The sequence below is a fragment of the Staphylococcus sp. KUGN1 genome (assembly GCF_045984185.1).
In the GTDB taxonomy this organism is placed as follows: Bacteria; Bacillota; Bacilli; order Staphylococcales; family Staphylococcaceae; genus Staphylococcus; species Staphylococcus warneri_A.
The window spans coordinates 13750-31942 of sequence record NZ_JBJQIL010000003.1 but is presented as its reverse complement, the minus strand read 5'-3'; the positions used below and the strand labels follow the sequence as shown (position 1 = coordinate 31942).

The window sequence follows — 18193 nt, the reverse complement described above, 5'->3', positions numbered from 1 at the left end:
AGTCAATACGCATGTGTAAGTCATTCTAATTTCTATAAGAAAAAGAATGACTTTACAGTCAACTACTGCCTAAACATAAATGTAACTTGAAGTATATATTTATGTCCTAGCTTCTCTTTTATATATGGAAGGTATAATATTAACTAGCTATAAGATGTTTATGATACGTTGGCTTTAGTGACATATCCGTTTTCAATTGCAAACGCAATATGACCTTTGCCTACTTGATAACTATAAATGCCATCGCCTTTCTTTTTAGCAGGTCCTGTTAATGGATTTTGATAATCATAGTTATTACCATATTTTTGTTTCACTTGTTTTAAGCTAATTGAGTTTGGTTTTACTTTAATATCTACATTGTTTGCTTTGTGATTTTTATACTGTTGGAATGTTTGATCATAAATGACTTTAGAATTCGTTGGTGCTTGATATTTACCGCTAACTTTAACACCGTTGAACTCTAAATTATCCGCTTTTAAACCATTATAGAATGATTGGCTCAATACAAAGTTACCTCCTGAAGCAGTGTAACCGTTATATTTATACCAATACTGTGATGACGCCGCGTGTGCTTGGTGAGATGATACATTATCTGTAGAAACGCTTACTCCTAGTGCTGTGCCTAATACAATACTTCCCGCAACAAAAGTTTTAGTTAATTTCTTCATAAAGCATCACTCCTATATAATTTTCGGTAGTGAAAACGCTACCAACTTTAAAGTACAACAAAATTATAAAAGATTCAAATTTAAAGTATAAAATGATTGTCGATTTTAGCAATATAACTATTAATTTTAAAAATACATTTTTGTATATACGGTATAAATATAAATAATTTCTGTTTGTTGGCCATATTTTTATAAAAATATAGTATAATTGCCTCGTATAAAGAAGTAGTAATAATATATATTTGGGAATTTTTGAAAAAACATTAAACAAAGGGGATTTATCATTGAAGAAATTTTTATTTTTAAGTGGAACAGCATTATTACTTTTGTCAGCTTGTAACAATGGCGATTCATCTAGTGATTCAAAAGGAGCATCGAAAGTAGAAGATACACAAAAGAGTGAAGACAGTAAAAAAGGGAACGATTCTAAGTCATCATCAAGTAAAGAAAGTTCAAGTCACTCAAGCAAGTCTAAACAATCATCTACGAATGATATTTCGAATCTATCTGAAAAGGAAAGAATAGCGTTAATCTTTTTAGCAAATGAATCTGGAAAATATACATTAACCAAAAATGATATTTTAACAGGTAGATACACGACGCAAATGTCAGATGAGAAAAAGACACAAGAATTAAAACATTTTGCAGTAAGTAGGGAAACACAACAAATTTCAGGTGCACCTAATGGTATGAAATTTTATGCTGTGTCACCCTCAATCGCTCAATTTGCAACTGTAATCGGTGTAAGTGATGATAAAATTTATTTAGGTGGGACTCAAAGCCCAATCCCTTCATATAAAGATGCGTTGAAATTTGGTGAAGAACACAATACTAAAGAAGTTTATGATAAATACAAAGATTCTAATGAGTTTAAGCAAGTAGCTAATAAGATTAATCTTTACGATAAAATGCCAACATTCTCTGACGACGAAAGTGATGATTCAAGTTCAGACGACAATAGTTCATCTGATAGTAGTTCAGATTCTGAAGAAGTGACACGTGATAATGTCATTGATAAAGTAGAATCTTACGAAGGTGAAAAGTTAGATACAGATACGTATACATTTAAAGAACCTGAAAAAACAAGTGATGGTAAATGGGGATTCTCATATGATGATAAAGACGGTAATTTAGCCGGCTCATATACTGTTGATACAGATGATGGTTATGTGACTAAATTTGATGAAAATGGTGACAAAATCGGTTCAGGATATTAGGACTTGAATTAAATTAGAAAAGTTCGCTAAATTTGTAAAACTTTGTGTAAATATTGATTGTTAATAAGATATAAAAATAACTCCCAGCCGCGATAACAATCGCATGGTTGGGAGTTGTTTTTGTATTATGAGTGTTTCGTATTTTTTTGCCAAGGCATTGGTATGTGTAAGTGCATTAAATCGAATTTTTTAATAAGTGTACCAATAATAAAGGCGAGTACTAGACTTGTGATAGCTACGGCAATAATTGTAATCGCTGATGAAACTGGATTGTTAAAGCCAAATAAGACAATCGCGCCTGCAATAGGTGTTGCCATACCAGTGACACCTATTTTAAGTCCACTAAATGCAATAATACAAGCATTGACCATACCGATAAGAGCATTCGTACCGTATAAAACGGGTGCATATCTAACGATTAAATCAATTTGTGTTAAAGGCTCGATAAAGACTGCAAATCGATTTGGTTTTTCGCCAATTTTCAAAATGTTGAATAATGTGAAGTTTACAAATGACGCACCTGTACAAGTAATAGCACCAATGGCCATTGGGAGTCCTGTAAGGCCTAAGATACTTGCGAGCACCATTGAACTTAATGGCGTCATACTTGTAACTGGAATAATTAAGCCTAAGATGATCGCTAGAGCATATGGACTACTGTCGCCAACTGAGTTCACGGCACCTGCAATTTGATTTAATACGGCTGTAACTCCTGGATTAATCAGTGATGCAAGTCCATATACTAATGCCGGTGCAATGAGTATCACTGCGATTAAATCTAAACCTTCAGGCACTTTCTTCTGAATCAATTTAATAATAAATGCAACTATATATGAAGCGATAAATGCTGGTAATAAACTGAAATCCTTTAATACAAGACCGACGATAATAGCGAAGACAGGTGATACACCTAAATTGATACATGCGAGTATACCTACCGCAATACCACCTAGACTACCCGCAAGGTCCCCGATGTCTTGTAAGAATTTAATATGTAAGATACCACCGATTGCATAACTTAAGAATGCTTGGGGTAGGAATGTGGCACAAGCAGCACCAGATAAAGCTTGTAAGCCTTCCTTACCGTATGGTGCGAATTTAAGGAACAATGTCATAATGACCAACACAATAACGAGTGTTCCGACGCCTAATATAATATTCATGTCATTAAACCCCTTTAGTAGAAATAAGAATTGTTCTATAAAAAATCATTTGACAATTGTAACATAATGTTCAAAAAATTAAATCGTCCACAAACCATTATTAATCAATATTTAATTTTTTTGAAAATTCAAATGAAATGACTCTAACCTCCTTTTATAGCAACGTCGAGGGAATGTAAATGAAACAATATACTTCAATATTCAAAATAATATTTTTAACAATATAGACAAAAAAGATGGCAATTTACATGAATAAAATGATGATTTGGGGTATATAATAAACACGTAAAGAGGGGGAGATAGTCATGAAATTTTTTAAACTAGATTATCAACATCATAAAGATATTGTAGATGATAATGTGTTAACAATGTTTGTGCTTGCAAAAGATAAAGATGAAGTGGAAGCATTCGCAAAGAAATTAGGGTATGCGGTCGAAAATATTAAGAAATTAACTGAAAAAGAATTCGAACATGAAAAAGAAGTGACAGAACATTATAGATTAGAACATGCAGATCAATATTTATAATGTTGTAATACGACAATTGAGGTATTAAAACGAGGAGCTGTGGATGATTGATCTACAGCTTTTTGAATATAAAAAAGAGTCGATGATGAATAAGATGAATTCATTAAAAGGGTGTGTTACATCATGTATATTGGTAAGCATTCACAAATCAATGATTATGAAGAAATAAAACGATTTATGCAGCACAACAATTTTGCGACGATCGTAATGAGTGACGGTATTAAGCCTATCGCGTCACATATTCCCGTGATGATTTCAGAACAAGATGATCAATTAGTAATCACAGGACATTTAGCGAAACATAATGAATTGGTACAAATGATAGAACATAACGCACATGTATTAGTGATCTTCCAAGGACCAGACGCCTATATTTCCTCTACATGGTACGAGACAGAAGATGTACCGACATGGGATTATCAAAGTATGCATGTATATGGTGAAGGACGATTATTGAATCAAGATGAACTAGTATCTGATTTGAAACAATTATTGAATCACTATGAAGGTCACAAAGATGATGGTGCAACTTGGAATCATTTATCAGAAGATACTAAGAAACAAATCAATGGGATTGTCGGATTTCAAGTTAAAGTGAATGACATAGAAGCGGCATATAAACTTAGTCAAAATAGAAGTAAGCAGGAAAAAGTAAATATTGTTAAGCAATTAAAGACGTCGGGCAATCAAAAGGAAAGTAAAATTGCTAATGAAATAGAGAAATATTAAGACATTATTTTATAGAATTCATGAATAACATAAACTTGGGAGGATTAGGTAGCAATGAGAGAAATAGACAAATTAGATAAAGGTATGCCGTATCATTTTGATGATGAGGAAGTGGCGGCACGTAAAGCTAGAGCAGCACAATTATGCCAAGAATTTAATGCCATTCCTGCTACAGAACCGGCACAACAAGAAAGTAAAATCCGCCAAATATTAGGCTCTGCTGGTGAAAACATTTCATTCCAAGCGACATTCAATTGTGATAACGGGAAAAATATACATGTCGGACATGACGTCTTAACAAACTATAACCTTACCATTCTAGATATAGCGCCAGTGAATATTGGGAACCATGTGATGATAGGTCCTAATGTCGATATTTATACTGTTAACCATCCATTAAGCGCAAAAGGAAGACGAGAGTATTTAGCTCAAGCAAGTCCTGTAAATATAGGCGACGATGTTTGGATAGGTGGCAAAGTCACGATTACTCCAGGAGTGACTATTGGAAATAATGTAGTGATTGCCTCAGGTGCAGTAGTCACAAAGGATATCCCAGATAATACCCTTGCGGCAGGTGTACCGGCAAAAGTCATTAAAGAATTAGAAGAATAGCAGTTTGATAACTGATTGATAAAACAAATATATGAGAATGAAGTACTATACAAATGGTGTATAGTACTTTTTTTAAAAATATCACTCAATGTGTTATTTTACATTTTATAAAGTAATAATGATGTATTATTGTCTAATTTTTTAAAATTTTCTTGTTATTTACATTTTTCCTTTACAAAATATAATGTATAATAAATAAAAAATAACTAGGAGAATAAACAGACATGATGAAAAACAAATTGACTTTAAAAGAGAACATTTTTATCGGATCAATGCTATTTGGTTTATTCTTTGGTGCTGGGAATATTATTTTCCCAATTCATCTTGGACAAACAGCAGGATCAAACGTATTTATTGCCAATTTAGGCTTTTTAATTACTGCTATCGGATTACCGTTTTTAGGTATTATCGCTATCGGTATGTCTAAAACAAACGGTATTTTTGAAATTACATCAAGAGTTAGTAAAACATATGCATACATATTTACGATTGGTTTGTATCTAGTCATTGGACCATTCTTTGCGTTACCTAGGTTAGCAACAACATCTTTTGAAATTGCATTTTCACCATTCATTTCACCTGATGTTGCGAAGATTTACTTACCGATCTTTAGTATTATCTTCTTCTTATTAGCTTGGTTCTTTGCGAGAAAGCCGTCTAAAATTTTAGATTACATAGGTAAATTTTTAAATCCAGTCTTTTTAGTTTTATTAGGTATTGTTGTAGTCTTAGCGTTCATCCATCCATTAGGTGGGTTAACGAATGCGCCTGTGAGTGCAGATTACGATAAGAGTCCATTACTTAAAGGATTCATTGATGGTTATAACACGTTAGATGCATTAGCATCATTAGCCTTTGGTATTATTATTGTATCTACGATTAAAAAGTTAGGTATCACAAATCCTAACAGCATCGCCAAAGAAACATTTAAATCAGGAACTATCAGTATTGTATTAATGGGTATTATCTATAGTTTACTTGCGTTTATGGGTACAATGAGTATCGGTAAATTTAAAGTGAGTGAAAATGGTGGTATTGCATTAGCTCAAATCGCGAGACACTATCTTGGAGATTACGGAATTATCGTATTATCTCTAATCGTAATTGTCGCATGTTTAAAAACAGCGATTGGTTTAATCACTGCTTTCTCTGAAACATTTACAGAGTTATTCCCGAAACGTAGTTACTTAATGTTTGCGACAGTGGTAAGTATCTTAGCATGTATTTTTGCTAATGTTGGTTTAACTAAAATCATTATGTATTCAACGCCAGTATTGATGTTCATTTATCCATTGGCTATTACAATTATTTTATTAACTTTAGTAAGTCCATTATTCAATCATTCGAAAATTGTATATCGATTTACGATTTTCTTCACAATGATCGCGTCATTTATCGATGGTGTTAAGGCTAGTCCAGAGCCATTTTTGAAAACATCATTCGCTAAATTTATCATTTCATTAGGTGAAAAATACCTACCATTCTTTGATATTGGTATGGGTTGGATTCTACCGGCATTAATCGGATTTATCATTGGATTGATTGTTTATAAAATCCGCTCGAATAAGTCAACGACAACAGAATAATTGACTATATAGCGTCTATCTTACATTTGAGATAGACGCTATTTTTTTAAAACAATAACAGAGCGACAGCGTATGACTTAAATAAATATTTATTTGCGCTTAACAATAAGTTAATAATCATTAATTACGCTTAATCTAAAATAAAATAAGGGATGGTTAATATGGAAATTGTGAAGTCAAAGCAAGATTTATATCGAATCATTGATGACGCGGACAAACAACATACATCCAATATGTTGTTATTGATGATATTAGGAACGATATTTTTAGATGCATATGATATTACCATTTTAGGAACGATGACAGACCAAATCACGAAAGAATTCAATTTATCTCCAACCATGCTATCATTCGTGATGACATCATTACCTGTAGGTGCATTAATTGGTGCGATTTTTGGAGGGACGCTCGCGCATCGATTTGGTAGAAAGCGTATCCTTTCAATATCATTGTTAATATTAATGATTACGTCTTTAGGTGCAGCATTTTCGCCTAATATTATGATCTTATTGATATTTAGATTTCTGATGGGCATTGCGATAGGTATGGACAGTCCAGTAGCGTTTACATTTATTGCAGAAATTAGTAACAAAGTCCAACGAGGTCGTAACGTTAACTACTGGCAAGTCGTATGGTACATAGCGATTGTGACATCGTCGTTAGTGGTCATTGCATTTTTCTTAATGGGAGCAGGAGAAACATTATGGCGTATGGCAGTTGGATTTGGTGCTTGTATTGCTTTAGTGCTATATATCATGCGATTAAAGTATTTACAAGAAAGTCCGACTTGGATTATTGATCACTTTTCACTTGAAAAGGCGACACACTATATTCAGAAACATTACGATGTGCAGTTGAAATTAGATGAAAGACAAGGAGAACATCAATCAAACGCACAACAACAATCATATAAAGTACTACTTAAAAAACCATATTTAAAGAGATTAACACTAGCAACAGCGATATCAACATTACAAGGTATGCAGTACTATGCAGTGGGATTATATATTCCAATTATTGCTAAATATATGATAAGTGAGGATAAGTTAGGGGTCTTATTTGGTACAGCAATTGTCAATGTTGCTGGTATCATCGGTGCGTACTTAGGTGCACAGTATACATATCGTCTAGGTACAAGAAAACTTACAATGATAGGTTTCGGTATTGTCTTATTTGTTATGATTGTAACAGGCCTATTTTACAATAACTTACCAATGGTGATTAATACATGTTTAATTGCATTGTTTTTATTCGGACATTCAGGTGGACCAGGAACGCAAGGTAAGACGATTGGTGCATTATCATTCCCAACACATTTACGTTCACAAGCGACAGGTATTGTGGAGTCAGTGAGTCGAACGGGTAGTATTATAGGAACGTTTGTATTTCCGATTATATTAGCAGCAGTCGGATTAAACCAAACGATGTTATGGATTGGTCTCGTACCACTAATCGGTCTTGTCATTACATTTGTATTGAAATGGGAACCTGTTGGTAAAAATGTTGAAGATGAATAATTTAAGTATAGGCTAGAAAGTGAATCAATGAGAGTATAATTGTATCAATCCACTATAAAGGTTGAAATGACAAAGGTTATAGAACTAAGGGTAAGACTTCCGTATGTCTGAAGGTAGACAAACGGAAGTCTTATTTATTGAGTATTTCTATATAACTTCCCCTCCCCTACTTCCTCTTGAATGTTCAAACATGTCCTTTTATATCATTTGTTTATCGTAATAATTCCAATTAATAAAAATATACACATTTTAATATATTTTGTAACTTTAATTGTGTTAATATTTAGATAACTTGATAATCAGTCATAATTAACTTTCATATGTAAGGGGGAAGGGCATATGCCTAAAAAGTTATTTAGTATTGATTTAAACAAGAAGATGGATCAACAAGCACATCCAGGACACAATCGATGGCATCCTGATATTCCAGCAGCATTTTCAGTAGATCCAGGAGAATCCTTTAGAATGGAATGCTTAGATTGGACAGATGGACAAGTAGCCAATAATGATGATCCAAGTGATATCAAACACGTGAACTTAAATCGTGTACATGTTTTAAGTGGTCCAGTGCATGTAAACAACGTACAACCAGGTGATTTACTTGTAGTAGATATCTTGGATATCGGTGTTTTTGATGAACATCAATGGGGGTTCAATGGTATTTTCGATAAAACAAATGGCGGCAGTTTCTTAGTTGACCATTATCCAAATGCACAGCAAGCATTGTACTTTTCACTTGGCCTAATGTATCACCCCAACTGAATATGCCAGTATCGCCACTTGTCATACCGTATAAACCAGCTTTAAAGGTCTCAAAGTTAAACGCAGCAATCATACATACGATGACAAGTAAGATAGGGATGAGTTTAGCAACAGTAACGATACTATTAATAAATGCAGCTGTTTCTACACCTTTTAAGATGAGATAATGCACGCCCCATAAAAGGATAGAAGCAACGATAATACTTGGTAAGGTATTTCCGCCTTTGAAGATCGGGAAGAAGTTACCGACTGCTGACATTAATAATGTGGCATAGGCCACGTTGCCTAGAAAGGCTGCAAACCAATAACCCCAAGCACTTGAAAATCCAATAAAATCACCGAACCCGGCTTGTGCATAACTATAGATACCACCGTCTAAGTCTTGTCTTTCATTCGTTAAATTCTGAAAGACAAAGGCTAGGGAAATCATACCAATTGCTGTGATAATCCAACCAATAATGATGGCTAAACCACCAGCTTGATTACCCATATCAGAAATAATGTTAAATGCACCGCCACCAATCATTGAACCAATGACGAGGCCAATCAAGGAGGTTTTACTTAATTTATTTCCATCTGATTCACTCATATGTCATGTCTCCTTTGAATAAATAAGCAGGTTCAGTTGTGATTCATATATAGGAGTTCAGTGATATGAGGGTATCGTAACCAAACCTGCGTCTTCTTTTTAATTGCAAACTATCCTAGCGTAGCTGCCATCACAGCTTTAATCGTATGCATACGGTTTTCTGCTTGATCGAATACTTTAGAATGTTTGCTTCTAAATATCTCGTCAGTGACTTCCATTTCAGATAAACCATAGTCATCTTTGATTTGTTGACCATATGTTGTATTCGTATCATGGAAGGCTGGTAAACAATGTAAGAAAATCGTGCTATCTTTACCAGTTTTATCGAACATAGCTCTATTAACTTGATAGTCTTTTAATAATTTAATACGTGATTCAAATTCACTTTCTTCACCCATAGATACCCACACGTCAGTGTAGATAACATCGGCATCTTTAACACCTTCGTCAATATTATCTGTAATTGTGATTGAACCACCGTCTTGTTTGGCACGTCTTTCTGCAATATCAACATAGTCTTGAGATGGGAAGAGTGCTTTAGGAGAACAAATTGTTACGTCTACACCAAGCATTGGTCCAGCCACAAGTAGTGAGTTAGCCACATTGTTACGTCCGTCACCCACATAAGTAAGTTTGATGCCATCTAAATCACCAAAGTTTTCTTTAACTGTCATGTAGTCAGCTAACATTTGTGTTGGATGCCATGCGTCCGTTAAACCATTCCATACAGGTACACCTGAATATTTAGCTAAGTCTTCAACCATCTCTTGTGAGAAGCCGCGGAATTCGATACCATCAAACATTCTTCCTAATACTTTAGCTGTGTCTTCAACAGATTCTTTTTTACCTAATTGGATATCATTTTTTCCTAAGAATTCAGGATGTGCACCTAAATCAATAGAGGCTACAGTAAAGGCTGCACGTGTACGTGTAGAATTCTTTTCAAATAATAGGGCGATATTTTTATGATCTAAATAACGATGTGGAATCCCTTTTTGTTTATAATCTTTTAAAGTAATAGCGAAATCGATTAAATCGCTAAATTCTTTTTTCGTAAAGTCATCTTCTTTTAATAAATGTCTACCTTTTAAGTTAAGTGGTTGTTGAATTTCTGACATGATTCATTCCTCATTTCTTTAAAATGTATTAGTAAAGTACATGTGTGTACTGAATTAAATATCTTCTCTATATAATGGTTGGCTCATACATCTTGGGCCCCCACGACCACGGACTAATTCACTACCTGTAATTTCAATAACTTTAATGCCTTTATCACGTAATAATTGGTTAGATACATAGTTTCGGTCGTAAGTTACGACAACCCCTGGACGGATAGTCAATGTGTTAGAACCGTCATTCCATTGTTCACGGGCACCATCGATAACGTCACCATTACCTGTTGGGATAAATTCGATATTGTCGATGTTAAGCGCATCTTCTAATGTTTCTTTTAATTTGTTTGAGTGCGTAATTTTAATGTCTTGACCTTGTTCATCTTTTTCAATGGTGAAGATGTTCATGTTATCTTCTTCTTTGAAAATCGCAGCATGCATTGTAAATTTGTCGTAGTCAATCATTGTAAATACTGTATCTAAATGCATAAATGTACGGCTGTTTGGAATTTCGATGGCAAGTACTTTAGTAAATGTAGATTGATCATCGAATAAAATTTGTCTTGCTAAGCGTTCGATAGCTTGTGCAGAGGTACGTTCAGAAATACCAACGGCAAGTACATCTTTAGATAGAATTAATTCATCGCCACCCTCAATATTGAATGGTGAATTTCGATCTAACCAAACTGGTACATCGTCGTTTTTGAATCTTGGGTGATATTTCAAAATATATGTCATGAAGATTGATTCACGACGACGGGCACGCCAATACATACGGTTGATAGTCATTCCTCTACCTACAGATGCTTGAGGATCTCTAGTGAAGTAAAGGTTTGGCATTGGATCGAGATAGAATGGATAGCGGTCATCCATATATTCTACGAGGTGATTCGTTTCTAATTGAATTTCTTCTTTACGTACACCAGCCATAATTTTTTCTACCAGTTCTTGATCATTTAATGTCGCGAATAGCTCTTTAATTTCTTTTTCATGACCGAGGACAGTCTTTTGAGATTCTTTTAAAATGTCATCGATAAATTGTTCGCGAACTGAGGCATCTGCAATGGCTTCTGCAGCTAGGTGTTCTAAATAAACAACTTCGACACCTTCATCTCTAAGTACTTGCGCGAAATGGTCATGCTCTTCTTGAGCAACTTTCAAATAAGGAATATCGTCAAATAGCAATCCACTTAGATGATCAGGTACTAAATTTTCTAATTCTTTACCTGGTCGTTTAAGTAATACCGTTTTTAATTTGCCGATTTCACTGTTTACGTGGATAGGTCCTTTTTCCATTGTTATTTCCTCCTTTGATTTAATACATCTAGAGTATAAAGCGCTTTCAACATAGAGATTGAGAATCTTTTCACAATAATAATGTCGAATATCTCATATAAAATATTTATTCAATGCAATTTGATGAAAGATTATGCAATATAAACGCATAAAACCTATAATTACATGTATATTAAGTTAATACGATAATAAATAATTAATATAATATGATTTTTTATTCGATTGAATGTATGGATAGTCATGCATGATTAATTAACTATAAATGTTAAATCTATCTATATTTTAAGAAGATTTTTATACATCAATATAAAACTTTTTATAAAAATTGTTATAAATGAGAAATACTTCACATATTGTATGAAGGAAATTTGATATGGTATTTGTGATGAAGTTTGTCTGTATTTTGTGAAATATACAGATAAATGAGTAAATAAATATGAGAAAAAGTAAACGATTGGATTTAATATCGACAATTGTGAAAGATAATGACATACGTTCAAAAGCCGAAATTGTGGACTATCTTGATAAACATTTTGGTATCAAATATAGTGTGGCAACGATTAGTAGAGATTTAAATGAACTTAAAATATATAAAATGCCTACCGCCAATAATGATCGATGTTACCGAAAGTTTAATGATAATGCTCAAAGCGAAGCGAAAACGAAACTCATAGCCTTTTACAATGATGAGATCGAAAAGGTCACAATTAAAGATCACTACCTTATTGTTAAAACATCGCCAGGATTTGCGCAAAGTGTGAACTTTTATATCGATCAGCTTAATTTAAATGAGGTATTAGGAACAGTTGGCGGTAATGATACGATATTAATATTAGTCAGTTCAGCCGATGTTACTGAATTTGTACATTATCAATTATTTGGACAGACGTATCAAGAAGAACTAAAGTCATGATTCATGTGACGTGATGTATATTAAAAGTCGATGACAAGTATCAAAATGAATTTTGCCATTGAAGCGTGCTTGATGTTATAATGCGTAAGGTTTCAATTCGACAAATAAAACGCGATTCAATTGATATATGTCATATAGTGAGTGGCACGTAGGATAGTCAATAAATAACAATACTAATGAGATGATAAGATAGCCACCTTCATGGGCGAGTGATGAAACCAAGTTGAATGACACAATGGTTTCTTACTCGCTCTATTTTATTGCGGAAAAAGTGGTGATGGCATATGTATGCAAAGTGCAAGTATATGTATATGTTACATACGTCAGGGGCGTAATATGCGTTTTATCAATATTGAATTTAAATAGTATGAAAAGGAGCGGATGTCATGGTAGATAATTGGAAAGTTCAGTGGTTTAATCAACCAATGAAAAATATACTAGCAGGTATTGTAGTGGCACTTGCTTTAATTCCAGAAGCGATTGCCTTTTCAATCATAGCGGGGGTGGACCCGATGATTGGTTTATATGCGGCGTTTATCATAGCGACAGTGACAGCGATTGTTGGTGGACGACCGGCAATGATTTCAGGTGCTACAGGTGCTGTTGCACTTGTTGTGACACCACTCGTGAAGGAACATGGCGTGGAATATTTATTTGCAGCGACGATTTTAATGGGATTGATTCAACTTGTCTTAGGTATTTTAAAAGTAGGAAGACTGATGAAGTTCATTCCACAATCCGTAATGATTGGTTTCGTTAATGCATTAGGTATTATGATCTTTCTATCTCAAATTGAGCATATTTTTAATATATCCATTGCGACTTACATTTATGTCATTATTACTTTATTAATCGTATATATTGTACCTAGATTCTTTAAAGCAATTCCTGCACCATTAATTGCGATTATTTTATTAACAGCATTATATATGTTTACAGGTGCCAATGTGCATACTGTTGGTGATTTAGGTACGATTAAACAGGCATTGCCTCATTTCATTATTCCACAAGTACCTTACACACTGGAGACATTACAAATCATCTTACCATTTTCAGTTTCAATGGCGATTGTAGGGTTAGTAGAAAGCTTACTCACTGCTAAAATTGTAGACGAATTTACAAATACTTATAGTAGTAAAAATAAGGAATCTCGTGGACAAGGTATCGCAAATATCATTACAGGATTCTTCGGTGGTATGGGTGGTTGTGCGATGATCGGACAATCTGTCATTAATGTGAAATCAGGTGCGACAAGTCGATTATCGACATTAACTGCAGGTGTAGTACTCATATTTATGATTATTGTATTAGGGGATTTAGTAGTGCAAATTCCAATGCCTATTTTAGCGGGAATTATGGTCATGGTATCTATTGGAACAGTAGACTGGCATTCCTTTAAATATATTAAAAATGCTCCAAAAACGGATGCCTTTGTGATGATTCTAACAGTTATTATTGTATTGATGACACATAATCTAGCCATTGGTGTTATCGTAGGTGTAGTATTTAGTGCACTCTTCTTCGCGACTAAGATTTCTAACGTGAATGTGACAACAGAGACGTTTGATGAGACGTTACATGTATACTTTGAAGGCCAAATTTTCTTTGTATCTATTGATTCCATGATGAACCAAATTGACTTTAATGTGGACCATTCAGTCATTGAATTAGACTTCAACCATGCACATTTATGGGATGATTCAGCAGTGAATGCGATTGATACTATCGTACAGAAATTCGAAGCCAATCATAATACCGTCTATGTGAAAAAGTTAAATTCAGATAGTAGAAAAATTATTTCCGAGCTAAGTCAAATTAATCATAACCAGTTGATTTAATCGACACTAGCTGTAAAATATAGAGGCAGTCATGACAGTAATTGTGTAACATATCAGCGCACTAACTATGATGAGGGGTGAATAGGATGAAATTCATCATCAGACAAGAGCAAAAAGAAGATTACCTGCAAACTGAAGAAGTAGTGAAAAAGGCTTTTGAGAATGAATCATATAGTGATCAAAGTGAGCACACATTGGTTGCGAAATTACGAAAGTCAGAGGCATTTGTTCCAGATTTATCATTAGTCGCTGTAAATGAAGATAAAATCATAGGACATATATTATTATCTAAAATTTTGATTGATACTGAGGATAAGAAAGTAGAATCTTTAGCATTAGCACCTATTTCTGTTTTACCCGAATATCAAAATAAATGTGTAGGTCAAAAATTAATACAACAAGCTTTAACCATTGCAGAGATCCTTGATTTTGAATCAGTCATCGTTATGGGGCACGAAGCATATTATCCGAAATTTGGTTTCAAAAAAGCATCTCATTGGGGCATACAAGCGCCTTTTGAAGTACCAGATGAGTTATTGATGGCAATTGAATTAAAAGATAGTGCTTTAAATCATGCTTCAGGTATCATCCAATATCCAAACGTATTTTTTGAATGATGAGGTTGAGATTGATAATGGTATGTAAAAAACATAATGTAGATTGGTATATAAAAGAATAAATATATGATCATAGAAACTATAATTTGACTCCTGTTAACTTCATGTAACGGGAGTCTTTTTTTATCTAACTGATTTTTTGGCTAATACTGTGATTTCAATAGAAATTATAATTATATTAAAAAAGTATAAGAGATTATTTGAAAATTCCAGGTTTTTAGTTACAATATAGACGAACAATATTTTAAAGGAGTGTTTAAATGTTCGTTTCTCAAAGCCGCATTGGAAGAATAGAAAATCGTTGCGAGTGGTTGAATCGAGAAATTAAACAATCTAAAGAAGTTATAGAATCGAAAGGATTTCCATGTGTATTTGGCGTACAAGGACATAAAAAGGAAGTTTACTTTTATTCTGCATTAAATTATCCATATAGTCCTGAAGAATTATCTAAAGATATAGATCTTTATTTAAATGAATTAAAAAAGATGCCTAAAAAAGATAGGGGCATTTCTGGATTGTTAGTATATTTTGAACCAATTGGCAATATGAGTATACATGCAAAGCAGTTTATGGTTTGGCAACTTCTTTCATCAATGAAAAATAAGTATGGATATAAAAAGGATAATATTGATAATAATCCTTTAGACGATGGTTATGCGTATCGCTTTAAAAATGAATTGTGGTTTATTAATTTTAGTTCTAATAGTTATAGACACAGAAAATCAAGAAATTTAGGTGCTTTTATAACATTAGCAATGCAAACTCTTAGTAAATCAGATGAATATTTTAATTACAATATGAAAACTAAAGCTAAAGCACAAAAAAATGTTAGAAAATTAGCAGAGAAATATGATGGTTGTCCAGTACATTCTGGTTTAGGACCTGTTATTGGTTCAGGAAAATTTTCACCAGCTAAATTATCTTATTTTATAGGGGATACCTATAGAAAAATCCTTTGATTTAATGAGTGAAAAAAGTTTAACTGAAAATGAATTGAATCAATTAATGGAGTTATTTAGAAGATATTATAAAGAAACAGAAACATTATATTTGAATATTTTTGACGGAATGACAGAACAACTCGCAGAGCTCCATGAAAAATATAAGTTGTTTGTAGTATCTAGTAAAAAAACAGATGTATTAAAACGAAATCTAAAAAAATTGAAAGTTGAACATTTCTTTTTAGAAGTTATAGGTTCGGATAAGGTTGAAAACTATAAACCTTCCCCCGATGGAATATTATATATATTAAATAAATATAACTTGCATCGTAATCAAACGATATATATAGGTGATGCAGTTTTCGATATAAAAATGGCTAATAATGCTAATATAGATTCTTGTGCTGTAACTTGGGGAAGCCATGATGTTGAAGAATTAAAACGTGAAAATCCTACATTCATTATTACAAATGTTCACCAACTAGATTTTGAGGAATAGTATATGGCCATCAGTAAAAGAATAACAATTATTGGATTTTTAACAATGTTTATCGTAGGTGTATCAGATTTGATAGTCGTTGGTATGTTAGGTGAAATGAGTAAGGGATTTCATGTAAGTAAAGCTTTGATAGGTCAATTGGTCACTTTATATGCTATTGCTTTTTCGATATTAAGTCCTATCTTAACGAAACTCACAAAAAATATAAATGATAAAAACATCTTAGTGTATGGTTTGATTATTTTTATTCTGTTAACTTTAATGACTACGATAATTAGAAATTACATTTTGTTGTGTTTAGTTAGAATTGTATTAGCAGGTGTCGCTTCATTAATAACAGTAAAGTTAATGGCAACAGGTGCCAACATTGTTCCAGAAGAATATAAAGCTTCTGTAATTGCTAATATATATGTTGGATTTAGTGCTGCAAACATATTAGGTATACCATTAGGTACGCTAATAGCTTCTCAGTATAATTGGAAACTTCCATTTTATTTAATCGCAATTATAACTTTTTTATGTTTATTAGGTGTATTGTATTTTATACCTCATAAAACCGAAGATCAAAGTGTTAATAATACTGAATATAAAGTAATTAATTATAAAGGTATCATATTGATACTTGTTTTTTTACTATTAATGATGGTTTCTAATAGTATATTGTTTACATATATCGAGCCTTTAGTAAAAAGCAACGGTCATAGTATCTTTATTGTAAGTTTATGTTTATTCCTTTCAGGTATTGCAGGTGTACTAGGATCAAAATTAGGTAATAGTTTGTCGGAGAAAAAAGGATACAATATAGCTGGAAATATAATTATTGGGGTATACACAATCGCTATTATATTCATTTGGTTCGCCGGTGGAAATGTTTTAATTCTTACTTTATGTGTATTTATATGGAATTTATTTCATTGGGGAACAAATCCAACAGTTCAATATGCATTACTTAAATTTTTACGAGGAGACCCGAGTCAAATATTAAGTTATGATATCTCAGTATTAAATTTAGGAATAGGATTAGGTTCATTTATAGGGGGGATATTATATTATATAGATTATCATTTTAATTTATCTTTAATGATTTCAATCATATTAGCAGTTTGTTCATCAATAATTTTAAAAATGGTGGTTCGCTCAGAGTATATGAAATAAATATTAAAGATTATAAATGGAGTTTCACTGTTTTAATCTCATTCATCAAAATAATTTAAATACTTATTCATATAAAAAAGCAATTTCTATTCGAAGTGGATAGAAATTGCTTTTTGTTTTGAATGTATAAAACTAAATATTAATGTAATGCTTGATTCTTTTGCTTTTTTGAAATTACAATATTAGCGAGTAACCATGCTATTTGCACTATAAACGGAATTAAAAAAGCAAATCCTAACACACCTAGATTAACTAACTTTAGTTCGGTTGTTTGTGTTACGCCAGCTGCATCTACATTTCTATTCCACACCATAAACGCGAAAAAGATGAAAGTTATAATTTCTAGAATACTCATTATCCACCAAGAAATCCATGAAATTTTCATTTTATTCACCTCAACTTAGTTACTTTTAGATTAACATAACTAAGTTAATTTTCTGAAATGATATTTC

Annotated in this window: 16 protein-coding genes and 3 pseudogenes; 13 read left to right on the top strand and 6 right to left on the bottom strand. The window is 32.8% G+C overall.

Translation table 11 applies throughout. From position 1 onward, the window contains the following. Window positions 1-158: 158 nt before the first annotated feature. On the bottom strand, window positions 159-668 hold the full coding sequence (gene isaB, locus ACJQQZ_RS08640) for an immunodominant staphylococcal antigen IsaB family protein (protein ID WP_049425553.1): 510 nt from the start codon (window positions 666-668) through the stop codon (window positions 159-161). Between the two features lie 284 nt (window positions 669-952). On the opposite strand from isaB, the gene ACJQQZ_RS08635 reads away from it, so the two are divergent. Continuing rightward, entirely contained in the window at window positions 953-1885 is a 933-nt protein-coding gene (locus tag ACJQQZ_RS08635) for a hypothetical protein (protein ID WP_145506260.1), read from the top strand. A 125-nt stretch (window positions 1886-2010) separates the two neighbouring features. Here ACJQQZ_RS08635 and ACJQQZ_RS08630 read toward each other — a convergent pair whose 3' ends face one another. Continuing rightward, on the bottom strand, window positions 2011-3048 hold the full coding sequence (locus ACJQQZ_RS08630; protein ID WP_075777737.1) for a PTS sugar transporter subunit IIC: 1038 nt from the start codon (window positions 3046-3048) through the stop codon (window positions 2011-2013). A 305-nt stretch (window positions 3049-3353) separates the two neighbouring features. On the opposite strand from ACJQQZ_RS08630, the gene ACJQQZ_RS08625 reads away from it, so the two are divergent. From ACJQQZ_RS08625 to ACJQQZ_RS08600, 6 genes and pseudogenes are all read left to right on the top strand, one after another. After that, window positions 3354-3575 carry a hypothetical protein gene (locus tag ACJQQZ_RS08625; RefSeq protein WP_002450216.1) on the top strand — a complete coding sequence of 74 codons (222 nt, stop codon included), beginning with the start codon at window positions 3354-3356 and terminating at the stop codon, window positions 3573-3575. Between the two features lie 123 nt (window positions 3576-3698). Beyond that, window positions 3699-4304, top strand: coding sequence for an FMN-binding negative transcriptional regulator (locus ACJQQZ_RS08620; protein ID WP_145506263.1), 606 nt, complete (start codon window positions 3699-3701; stop codon window positions 4302-4304). A 54-nt stretch (window positions 4305-4358) separates the two neighbouring features. Beyond that, on the top strand, window positions 4359-4916 hold the full coding sequence (locus ACJQQZ_RS08615; RefSeq protein WP_075777739.1) for a sugar O-acetyltransferase: 558 nt from the start codon (window positions 4359-4361) through the stop codon (window positions 4914-4916). Window positions 4917-5140: 224 nt separating this feature from the next. Next, entirely contained in the window at window positions 5141-6502 is a 1362-nt protein-coding gene (brnQ, locus tag ACJQQZ_RS08610) for a branched-chain amino acid transport system II carrier protein (RefSeq protein ID WP_002450219.1), read from the top strand. A 161-nt stretch (window positions 6503-6663) separates the two neighbouring features. Then, complete coding sequence (locus tag ACJQQZ_RS08605; protein WP_145506266.1) at window positions 6664-8019, top strand: MFS transporter; 1356 nt, start codon at window positions 6664-6666, stop codon at window positions 8017-8019. A gap of 339 nt (window positions 8020-8358) precedes the next feature. Further along, window positions 8359-8748: pseudogene (locus tag ACJQQZ_RS08600) on the top strand (acetamidase/formamidase family protein); the annotation flags it as partial. On the opposite strand, the pseudogene ACJQQZ_RS08595 reads toward ACJQQZ_RS08600, so the two are convergent. The 3 genes and pseudogenes from ACJQQZ_RS08595 to arcA all read right to left on the bottom strand — a co-directional run. Next, window positions 8738-9370 (bottom strand): annotated as a pseudogene (locus ACJQQZ_RS08595) (amino acid permease); the annotation flags it as partial. The pseudogenes ACJQQZ_RS08600 and ACJQQZ_RS08595 overlap by 11 nt on opposite strands. Before the next feature lie 110 nt (window positions 9371-9480). Then, window positions 9481-10488, bottom strand: coding sequence for an ornithine carbamoyltransferase (gene argF / locus ACJQQZ_RS08590; RefSeq protein WP_145506269.1), 1008 nt, complete (start codon window positions 10486-10488; stop codon window positions 9481-9483). 54 nt (window positions 10489-10542) lie between these two features. Continuing rightward, window positions 10543-11778 (bottom strand): arginine deiminase, encoded by a 1236-nt coding sequence (gene arcA / locus ACJQQZ_RS08585; protein WP_015364606.1) that lies wholly within the window; start codon window positions 11776-11778, stop codon window positions 10543-10545. A gap of 436 nt (window positions 11779-12214) precedes the next feature. Here arcA and ACJQQZ_RS08580 point away from each other — a divergent pair, with 436 nt between their 5' ends. The 6 genes and pseudogenes from ACJQQZ_RS08580 (at window position 12215) to ACJQQZ_RS08555 (ending at window position 17741) form a co-directional block, all read left to right on the top strand. Then, on the top strand, window positions 12215-12691 hold the full coding sequence (locus ACJQQZ_RS08580) for an arginine repressor (RefSeq protein WP_050969492.1): 477 nt from the start codon (window positions 12215-12217) through the stop codon (window positions 12689-12691). A 386-nt stretch (window positions 12692-13077) separates the two neighbouring features. Beyond that, the gene (locus tag ACJQQZ_RS08575) at window positions 13078-14529 is read left to right on the top strand and encodes a SulP family inorganic anion transporter (RefSeq protein WP_075777778.1); all 1452 of its coding nucleotides are present in this window, start codon (window positions 13078-13080) and stop codon (window positions 14527-14529) included. An 86-nt stretch (window positions 14530-14615) separates the two neighbouring features. After that, window positions 14616-15146 carry a GNAT family N-acetyltransferase gene (locus ACJQQZ_RS08570; RefSeq protein ID WP_145506271.1) on the top strand — a complete coding sequence of 177 codons (531 nt, stop codon included), beginning with the start codon at window positions 14616-14618 and terminating at the stop codon, window positions 15144-15146. 260 nt (window positions 15147-15406) lie between these two features. Further along, window positions 15407-16105 carry a YqcI/YcgG family protein gene (locus tag ACJQQZ_RS08565; protein ID WP_261369367.1) on the top strand — a complete coding sequence of 233 codons (699 nt, stop codon included), beginning with the start codon at window positions 15407-15409 and terminating at the stop codon, window positions 16103-16105. After that, a pseudogene (locus ACJQQZ_RS08560) lies at window positions 16080-16586 on the top strand (HAD family hydrolase); the annotation flags it as partial. The gene ACJQQZ_RS08565 and the pseudogene ACJQQZ_RS08560, both read left to right, overlap by 26 nt. A gap of 3 nt (window positions 16587-16589) precedes the next feature. After that, on the top strand, window positions 16590-17741 hold the full coding sequence (locus ACJQQZ_RS08555; RefSeq protein WP_145506277.1) for an MFS transporter: 1152 nt from the start codon (window positions 16590-16592) through the stop codon (window positions 17739-17741). 139 nt (window positions 17742-17880) lie between these two features. Here the strand turns inward: ACJQQZ_RS08555 and ACJQQZ_RS08550 are convergent, their stop codons facing one another. After that, entirely contained in the window at window positions 17881-18126 is a 246-nt protein-coding gene (locus ACJQQZ_RS08550; RefSeq protein WP_145506280.1) for a DUF3923 family protein, read from the bottom strand. Window positions 18127-18193: the final 67 nt, after the last annotated feature.

What these genes read in the sequence shown, in the direction of transcription:
- isaB (WP_049425553.1), bottom strand. Translation starts at nt 668, where the DNA reads ATGAAGAAATTAACTAAAACTTTTGTTGCGGGAAGTATTGTATTAGGC.
- ACJQQZ_RS08630 (WP_075777737.1), bottom strand. Translation starts at nt 3,048, where the DNA reads ATGAATATTATATTAGGCGTCGGAACACTCGTTATTGTGTTGGTCATT.
- ACJQQZ_RS08625 (WP_002450216.1), top strand. Translation starts at nt 3,354, where the DNA reads ATGAAATTTTTTAAACTAGATTATCAACATCATAAAGATATTGTAGAT.
- ACJQQZ_RS08620 (WP_145506263.1), top strand. Translation starts at nt 3,699, where the DNA reads ATGTATATTGGTAAGCATTCACAAATCAATGATTATGAAGAAATAAAA.
- ACJQQZ_RS08615 (WP_075777739.1), top strand. Translation starts at nt 4,359, where the DNA reads ATGAGAGAAATAGACAAATTAGATAAAGGTATGCCGTATCATTTTGAT.
- brnQ (WP_002450219.1), top strand. Translation starts at nt 5,141, where the DNA reads ATGATGAAAAACAAATTGACTTTAAAAGAGAACATTTTTATCGGATCA.
- ACJQQZ_RS08605 (WP_145506266.1), top strand. Translation starts at nt 6,664, where the DNA reads ATGGAAATTGTGAAGTCAAAGCAAGATTTATATCGAATCATTGATGAC.
- argF (WP_145506269.1), bottom strand. Translation starts at nt 10,488, where the DNA reads ATGTCAGAAATTCAACAACCACTTAACTTAAAAGGTAGACATTTATTA.
- arcA (WP_015364606.1), bottom strand. Translation starts at nt 11,778, where the DNA reads ATGGAAAAAGGACCTATCCACGTAAACAGTGAAATCGGCAAATTAAAA.
- ACJQQZ_RS08580 (WP_050969492.1), top strand. Translation starts at nt 12,215, where the DNA reads ATGAGAAAAAGTAAACGATTGGATTTAATATCGACAATTGTGAAAGAT.
- ACJQQZ_RS08575 (WP_075777778.1), top strand. Translation starts at nt 13,078, where the DNA reads ATGGTAGATAATTGGAAAGTTCAGTGGTTTAATCAACCAATGAAAAAT.
- ACJQQZ_RS08570 (WP_145506271.1), top strand. Translation starts at nt 14,616, where the DNA reads ATGAAATTCATCATCAGACAAGAGCAAAAAGAAGATTACCTGCAAACT.
- ACJQQZ_RS08565 (WP_261369367.1), top strand. Translation starts at nt 15,407, where the DNA reads ATGTTCGTTTCTCAAAGCCGCATTGGAAGAATAGAAAATCGTTGCGAG.
- ACJQQZ_RS08555 (WP_145506277.1), top strand. Translation starts at nt 16,590, where the DNA reads ATGGCCATCAGTAAAAGAATAACAATTATTGGATTTTTAACAATGTTT.
- ACJQQZ_RS08550 (WP_145506280.1), bottom strand. Translation starts at nt 18,126, where the DNA reads ATGAAAATTTCATGGATTTCTTGGTGGATAATGAGTATTCTAGAAATT.